This window comes from Roseateles sp. (assembly GCF_039929605.1).
GTDB lineage: Bacteria > Pseudomonadota > Gammaproteobacteria > Burkholderiales > Burkholderiaceae_C > Pelomonas.
Map to the genome: position 1 here is coordinate 24,607 of NZ_JBDSQX010000010.1, position 6,105 is coordinate 30,711.

The following is a 6,105-nucleotide window of genomic DNA, read 5'->3' on the forward strand; positions in this document are numbered from 1 at the left end:
GCCTCGGTTCAGTAGGCCAGCGTCATGTTGTCGACCACTTTGCGCACGCCGGCGCTGCCCCAGGCCGAGCGCGTGGCCAGGTCGCGTTCCGCCCAGTTGTGCACGGTGCCGGTCAGCGTCACGTCGCCACCGCTGACGGCGACCGAAATGGTCTGCGCATCGGCGGCTGCTCGGCGCTTGAGGGCCGCCTCGATGTCCGACTTGACGAGCGTGGCCGACAGCGTGGGTTTGATGGCGATCTGGTTGCTCAGGCCCGTGACGCCCAACAGGTGACGCACGCTGTTCGCGGCGTCCTGGCGCTGGAATTGCCACTCGACATCGCCCGTCAGCGTGAGCCAGCCGCCTTCAACCATCACCTTGACCGCGTCCGCCGGCAAAGAGCCCGTCCAGCCAATGATGTTCTTGGCAGACAGCGCAATGTCGGCATCGGTGCGCTTGCCGAGCTCACCGAGCTTGACCTTCAATTCCACGGCCAGCGCCTTCACGCCGCCGACGCGCTGGGCGGCTCGCTCCGCGTTGAGCTTCTCGTAGTAGCTGCTGACTTCGCCAGCCAGCGTCACCACGCCGTCCTTCACTTCCACGCCGATCTGTGCGGCATGCACAGCAGGCTCCCACTTCAATTCGGCCATCACGTCTTGCTGCAGTTGCGAATCGGTCTTCATGGTGTTGCTCCATCGAGGTTGAGAGAGGGCCCAGCATCTGCCTGGCGAATGGCTGGGTCTGTGCGCAGGCCCACCGAGGGCGAGTTCCTTTTTTTCCTTGGTTTCCCCCTGCGTGCGCTGCCGCACCGTCTGCGGCGCAGCACGCGGCCAAGATCAATTGCCGACAGCCAACAGGGCTGTGTGGTCAGTGCCCCAACTGCTTCCCCACCCCACACCTTGGAGACATCCATGACATACAACGCCCCCTGCGGACGCGGATTCGTCACCCTGCTGGAGTCGTTCCGCGCCAGCGGCGGCACGGCGCCCGGCGATGTCCTGGGCCGCCTGCTGGAAGACCGCCAAGCGGGCGAGGCGGTCAGTCTGGCCAAGCTCGTGCACTCCGCCCAGGTGTTCGGGTTCGAGTGGCGCGGCAGCCTTTGGATACCGATGTTCCAGTTCAATGCGGACGACCTGTCTCTCGCAGCACCGCCGCAGGCCGTGAGGCGCGAATTGCCCCAGGGTTGGTCGGGCTGGGCCGTGGCCCTTTGGTTCGCCACGCCCAATGCGGGACTGTGCGGGCAAAGGCCTGTCGACCTGTTGAGGTTGGACCTCGCCCCCGTCTTGCAGGCCGCTCAAGCCTTGCCGCCGCTGAAGGCCAGGCCTGCCGTTCAATTGCAGCGAACGCAGCAACGTGCGGCGCACGCCTGAGGACTGCGCGAGTTTGAACGCGAACGTCGGGCCGAGGGAGCGTGCCAGATCGTCCGGATCGTCTCGCCGCGCGCCGACAAGTCCAAAGCGCAGGCGAGCACCGCACAGATGATCGATACGCAGAGCGACGAGTTCTTCATCTCTTGACATGTGGCTTGGGGCCCTCAGTGCGACACCGGACCCGGGTCCTGCGTTCGGCAGCGCACCGACATTCGCCCCGCAGACAGCGAAGCTTGGCTGCTCCAGCATCTGCTGCACCAACACACCAGGTGATTGCCGAGCCCATGGCCTGTCGTTCCACTCGTTTCGTCCACGCACGCATGCTTGCCGGCGCAGCACTCGTGGCGCTGTTTGCCAGCGTGCCCGCAGCGCATGCTGCAGAGGCGGCCAGCGCACCGCCATCCTCCGGTGCGGGCATGCCACCCGAGCGCCACCGATCCGACCGCTGGATCACGACCAAGGTCAGGGTCGAGATAGTCGCCGTCAGCGTGAACCAAAGCATCCACGTCCACATCAGGACTGTGCACGGGGTCGTCACGCTCACCGGCCAGGTGGCAAGCGCTGACATCGTTGAGCAGTTCACGCACGCCGCAAAGAGGCCAGTCGGCGTCAGAAGCGTGGAGGCGTCGGGCCTGACCGTCGCGGTTCGGTAAGCGTGCGCCAAACAAGCGCCGTTGCAGCACGTCGCGAAGCGAGATTCGAAGCGGCTGAGCAGCAGGCTTCACGGCGAACGCAGGAACTGCGGCGCCAAAGCCTCGCGCAGGAAGCTATGCGAACTGCTGCGTTGGACGAGTCCGGACGCTTGGCTCGTGAAGCGCCTCCTGATGAAGCGCCGGGGGACGTAGATCAGCAAGAAAGTCGGGCCGCAAACGGTCTTCGGCTTTGTCGAGGACTGGACGTACCAGCAGTTGAAGGTCTTGTGCAGCCGAATTGCGATTGCCGAAATTGCCTGCATTTGCCGTGCGCTGGGTGCGGTGCCGCACCGGCTTTCGTCCCGCATCCGAGCAAAGTGGACCAACGATGGCCGTCTCGTGCGTCGATGGCCATTCAATCCACGACGTAGGCATGCACATGACCGACCAAACCCCCAGCGGCCACGGCGTTGATGTGAACGCCTGATCGCGCCATGGACTTCAAGGACTACTACGCGACGCTCGGCGTTGAGCGCACCGCAACCCAGGACGAGCTCAAGCGCGCCTACCGCAAGCTGGCGCGCAAGTACCACCCCGATGTCAGCAAGGAGCCGGACGCCGAAGCCCGCTTCAAGGACATCGCCGAGGCCCACGAGGCGCTGATCGACCCCGAACGACGCGCCGCCTACGACGACATCGCCCGGCGCCAGGCAGACGGACGCGCCTTCGAGCCACCGCCCGGATGGGACGGCGGTTTCGAGTTCAGCGGCCGAGGTGCCGACAGCCGGGCCGGCCCCGACGGCGCGGCCTTCAGCGACTTCTTCGAATCCTTGTTCGGGCAGCGCGCGCGTGGTGGCGAAGGCAGGCGGCAGCATGCCTCCGAGCACGGCCCCGCACAGGGCAGCGACCACCACGCCAAGCTGACGGTCGATCTTGAGGATGCCTATCGAGGCGCCCAACGCACGATGTCGTTGCGCATGCCCGTGGTCGATGCGCAGGGACGGGCCACGCTGCGGGAGCGGCAGCTGGAGGTCAGCATCCCCAAAGGCGTGCGGCCGGGCCAGCATTTGAGGCTGCTGGGCCAAGGGGCTGCGGGCCAGAACGGCGCGCCGGCAGGCGACCTCTATCTGGAAATCGGTTTCATGCCGCATGCGGTCTTCCGGCTCGATGGCAGCGACGTCTACTTCGATCTGCCGGTGGCCCCGTGGGAGGCTGCGCTCGGGGCCACGGTCAAGGTGCCGACGCCGCAAGGCGCCGTGCAGTTGGGCATTCCAGCGGGCTCGACCCAGGGCCGCAAGCTGCGTCTCAAGGGCAGGGGCCTGCCCGGCGCCCAGGCGGGTGACCTGTATGCGGTGCTGACCATGGCCGTGCCACCGGCTGATTCCGAGGCGCAGAAGGTCGCCTGGCAGGCATTGGCCGCAGCCTATCCGGACCATCAACCTCGCGCCGCATTGGAGGCCTGAACAGCCATGGCCGACACCTATTACCTGGTCACGACCAGCACCGTCGTCGAAGAGCAAGTGGCCTTCGACCTCCCCGCCTTGTGCCGCGCCAGCGGGGCAGACGCGGCGCAATTGCAGGCGCTGGTCGACGAGGGGCTGCTGCATCCGACAGGCCGTGGCCCGGTCGACTGGCAGTTCAGCGGCGAGGCTCTGGCTCGCACACGCAAAGTGCTGCGCCTGGCGCACGAGCTGGAGCTCGGGCTGCATGGCGCTGCCGTCGTGTTGGCACTGCTGACGGAGATTGAAAGGCTTCGCTCGCGTTCACCATGACCCGGACCACTGTCGCCACGAAGCATGCTCTTGCCGCCCTCGATCTGCTCCTGGGTCTGTTGCTGACGCTGGCAGCGGCAAGCGGTGCTCAAGCCCAGCCCTACCAGTGCACATTCCAGACGGGCGAGGTCACCGCGACCGAGTTCCCCTGCGAACCCGCGATGGTCGAGAAGTTCGCCAAACTCTTGATCGACAGCTATCCCGAAGTGCGGAAGATCAATACCAGCCCCGACTACCTCATGGGGCTGTACGTCTTTGCAATGGCCGGATGCACGGGCCACTTTGCAAAGATGACGCCAGAGGAAATCGGCGTGGGTGGCGAGCCCTTCTTTCCGCGCGAAATGCTGGCGGCGATGATCAGGTCGGGCAGGGCGGTGATGTGTCCCGCCGCGCCGGATCTGCCGCGTCTGTAGTCACGCTACTCAGAGCCGCTCGAACACTGCGGCAATGCCCTGGCCTCCGCCAATGCACATCGTCACCAGCGCGAAGCGCCCGCCGGTGCGGTGAAGTTCGTAGACTGCCTTGGTCGCGAGGAAGGCGCCTGAGCAGCCGATGGGGTGGCCCAACGCAATCGCGCCGCCATTCACGTTGACCTTTTTCATGTCCAGCTCCAGCCCGCGCGTGACCGCGATCGCCTGCGCAGCAAAGGCTTCGTTGCTCTCGATCACGTCCATCTGGTCGAGCGAGAGCCCGCACTTCTTCAGCGCGAGCTTGGTGGCCGGGATCGGCCCTTCTCCCATCAGTTCGTTCGGCACGCCGGCAACTGCATACGACACCAACCGTGCCATCGGCTTGTGACCGGCAGCGGCGGCCACCGCTGCATCGGCCAGCACGAAGAAGGCCGCGCCGTCATTGATGCCGGAGGCGTTGCCGGCGGTCACCGAGCCGTCCTTCTTGAAAGCCGGCTTCATCTTCGCCAGCGTCTCCATCGTGGTGGCGGGCCTGACGTGTTCGTCGGTGTCAAACACCACCTCGCCCTTTCGGGTCTGCTTGACGATGGGCACGATCTGCGACTTGAAGCGCCCTTCCTCAATCGCCGCTGCGGCCTTGCGGTGCGAATCGGCGGCGAGTGCGTCCTGCGCTTCGCGCGAGATGCCCCACTTGGTGACCAGGTTCTCGGCGGTGATGCCCATGTGGCCAACGCCGAAGGGGTCGGTCAGTGTGGCCACCATCATGTCGATCATCTGCGTGTCGCCCATGCGGGCGCCGGTGCGCATCTGTGTCGACAGGTAGCCACCGCGGCTCATCACCTCCACCCCGCCGCCCACGCCGTAGTCGCAGTCGCCGAGCAGGATGTTCTGCGCCGTGGTCACGATCGCCTGCAGCCCCGAGGAGCACAGGCGATTCACCGACATCGCCACCGACTCCATGGGCAGCCCGGCCTGGATGGCGGCCACTCGCGCCACGTAGGGGAAGCGAGCCTCGGTGGGAATGGTGTTGCCCACCGTCACGTAGTTGATCGCCTTCGGGTCGACGCCGGAGCGCCGCACCGCTTCCTTCATCACCGTGCCGGCCAGCTCGGCAGGCTCCATGTCGGCGAGCGCGCCGCCGAACGTGCCAATGGCCGACCGCGCCGCGCCCAGCACCACCACGTCACGCCGGCTCATGACTTCTTGGCCTGTTGAGAGGCACGCTGCACGACCTGGACCATGGCCTCGTTCTGCGCATGCCGCGCCATGTCGGCCAGCTCCTTCATGTCGGCCAGCGTCTTCTCAAAGCCCTTGCGCAAGGCTTCGGCCTGCTTGGCGGGGTCAGGCATGCCGCCGCTGAGCATGGCCTGGGCGGCGGTCTGCATGCCCTGCATCGCCTCGGTCATCATGGCCGTCTGCTTCTTCGCCAGGGCTTGCATGGTTTCGAACGCTGCCTTGTTGGCTTCAACCAGCGCCTCGATGTCCTTGCGGCGGGCCTCGACGATGGTGGTCATGTCGATGCCGGGCATCTTGAACTGCTCCATCATTTTGGCAACGTCGGCGAAGGGGTTGGTTGGCTGTTGATTCGTCATGGTCTGTCTCCTGGGTGTTTGGGTGTTTGGATGGTTCAGGTCGGCTGCGCGAGCTGGTCGAGGATGGCCGGGTTCTCCAGCGTCGACGTGTCCTGCGTGATGGCCTCGCCGGTGGCGAGCGAGCGCAACAGGCGCCGCATGATCTTGCCGCTGCGGGTCTTGGGCAGGTTGTCGCCGAAACGGATCTCCTTGGGCTTGGCGATCGGGCCGATCTCCTTGCCCACCCAGTTGCGCAGTTCGGTGGCAATCCGGGTCGCCTCGTCTCCGGTCGGCCGTGGCCCTTTCAGCACGACGAAGGCGCAGATGGACTCGCCCGTGGTGTCGTCGGGGCGGCCGACCACAGCGGCTTC

Annotated in this window: 9 protein-coding genes; 5 read left to right on the forward strand and 4 right to left on the reverse strand. The window is 66.0% G+C overall.

The genetic code is table 11. The features are described from left to right. Nucleotides 1-8: 8 nt before the first annotated feature. Nucleotides 9-662, reverse strand: coding sequence for a BON domain-containing protein (locus ABIS05_RS01625; RefSeq protein ID WP_348013112.1), 654 nt, complete (start codon nt 660-662; stop codon nt 9-11). 228 nt (nt 663-890) lie between these two features. Here ABIS05_RS01625 and ABIS05_RS01630 point away from each other — a divergent pair, with 228 nt between their 5' ends. From ABIS05_RS01630 to ABIS05_RS01650, 5 genes are all read left to right on the forward strand, one after another. After that, nucleotides 891-1,349 carry a hypothetical protein gene (locus tag ABIS05_RS01630; protein WP_348013113.1) on the forward strand — a complete coding sequence of 153 codons (459 nt, stop codon included), beginning with the start codon at nt 891-893 and terminating at the stop codon, nt 1,347-1,349. A 320-nt stretch (nt 1,350-1,669) separates the two neighbouring features. Next, a complete protein-coding gene (locus tag ABIS05_RS01635; protein ID WP_348063204.1) occupies nt 1,670-2,002 on the forward strand; it encodes a BON domain-containing protein in 333 nt (110 codons plus the stop codon). Nucleotides 2,003-2,475: 473 nt separating this feature from the next. Next, on the forward strand, nt 2,476-3,444 hold the full coding sequence (locus ABIS05_RS01640; protein ID WP_348013115.1) for a DnaJ C-terminal domain-containing protein: 969 nt from the start codon (nt 2,476-2,478) through the stop codon (nt 3,442-3,444). A gap of 6 nt (nt 3,445-3,450) precedes the next feature. Further along, nucleotides 3,451-3,753, forward strand: coding sequence for a chaperone modulator CbpM (locus tag ABIS05_RS01645; protein ID WP_348013116.1), 303 nt, complete (start codon nt 3,451-3,453; stop codon nt 3,751-3,753). Then, complete coding sequence (locus ABIS05_RS01650; protein ID WP_348013117.1) at nt 3,750-4,166, forward strand: hypothetical protein; 417 nt, start codon at nt 3,750-3,752, stop codon at nt 4,164-4,166. Before ABIS05_RS01645 ends, ABIS05_RS01650 begins: the two co-directional genes overlap by 4 nt. 9 nt (nt 4,167-4,175) lie before the next feature. On the opposite strand, the gene ABIS05_RS01655 is transcribed toward ABIS05_RS01650, so the two are convergent. The 3 genes from ABIS05_RS01655 to ABIS05_RS01665 form a co-directional block, all read right to left on the reverse strand. Beyond that, nucleotides 4,176-5,360: an acetyl-CoA C-acyltransferase family protein gene (locus ABIS05_RS01655; RefSeq protein ID WP_348013118.1), complete on the reverse strand. Its 1,185-nt coding sequence runs from the start codon at nt 5,358-5,360 to the stop codon at nt 4,176-4,178. Next, nucleotides 5,357-5,755 carry a phasin family protein gene (locus tag ABIS05_RS01660; RefSeq protein WP_348013119.1) on the reverse strand — a complete coding sequence of 133 codons (399 nt, stop codon included), beginning with the start codon at nt 5,753-5,755 and terminating at the stop codon, nt 5,357-5,359. Before ABIS05_RS01660 ends, ABIS05_RS01655 begins: the two co-directional genes overlap by 4 nt. Nucleotides 5,756-5,790: 35 nt before the next feature. Further along, nucleotides 5,791-6,105 (reverse strand): AMP-binding enzyme (locus tag ABIS05_RS01665; protein WP_407074883.1); only part of this gene is annotated, 315 nt, incomplete at its 5' end.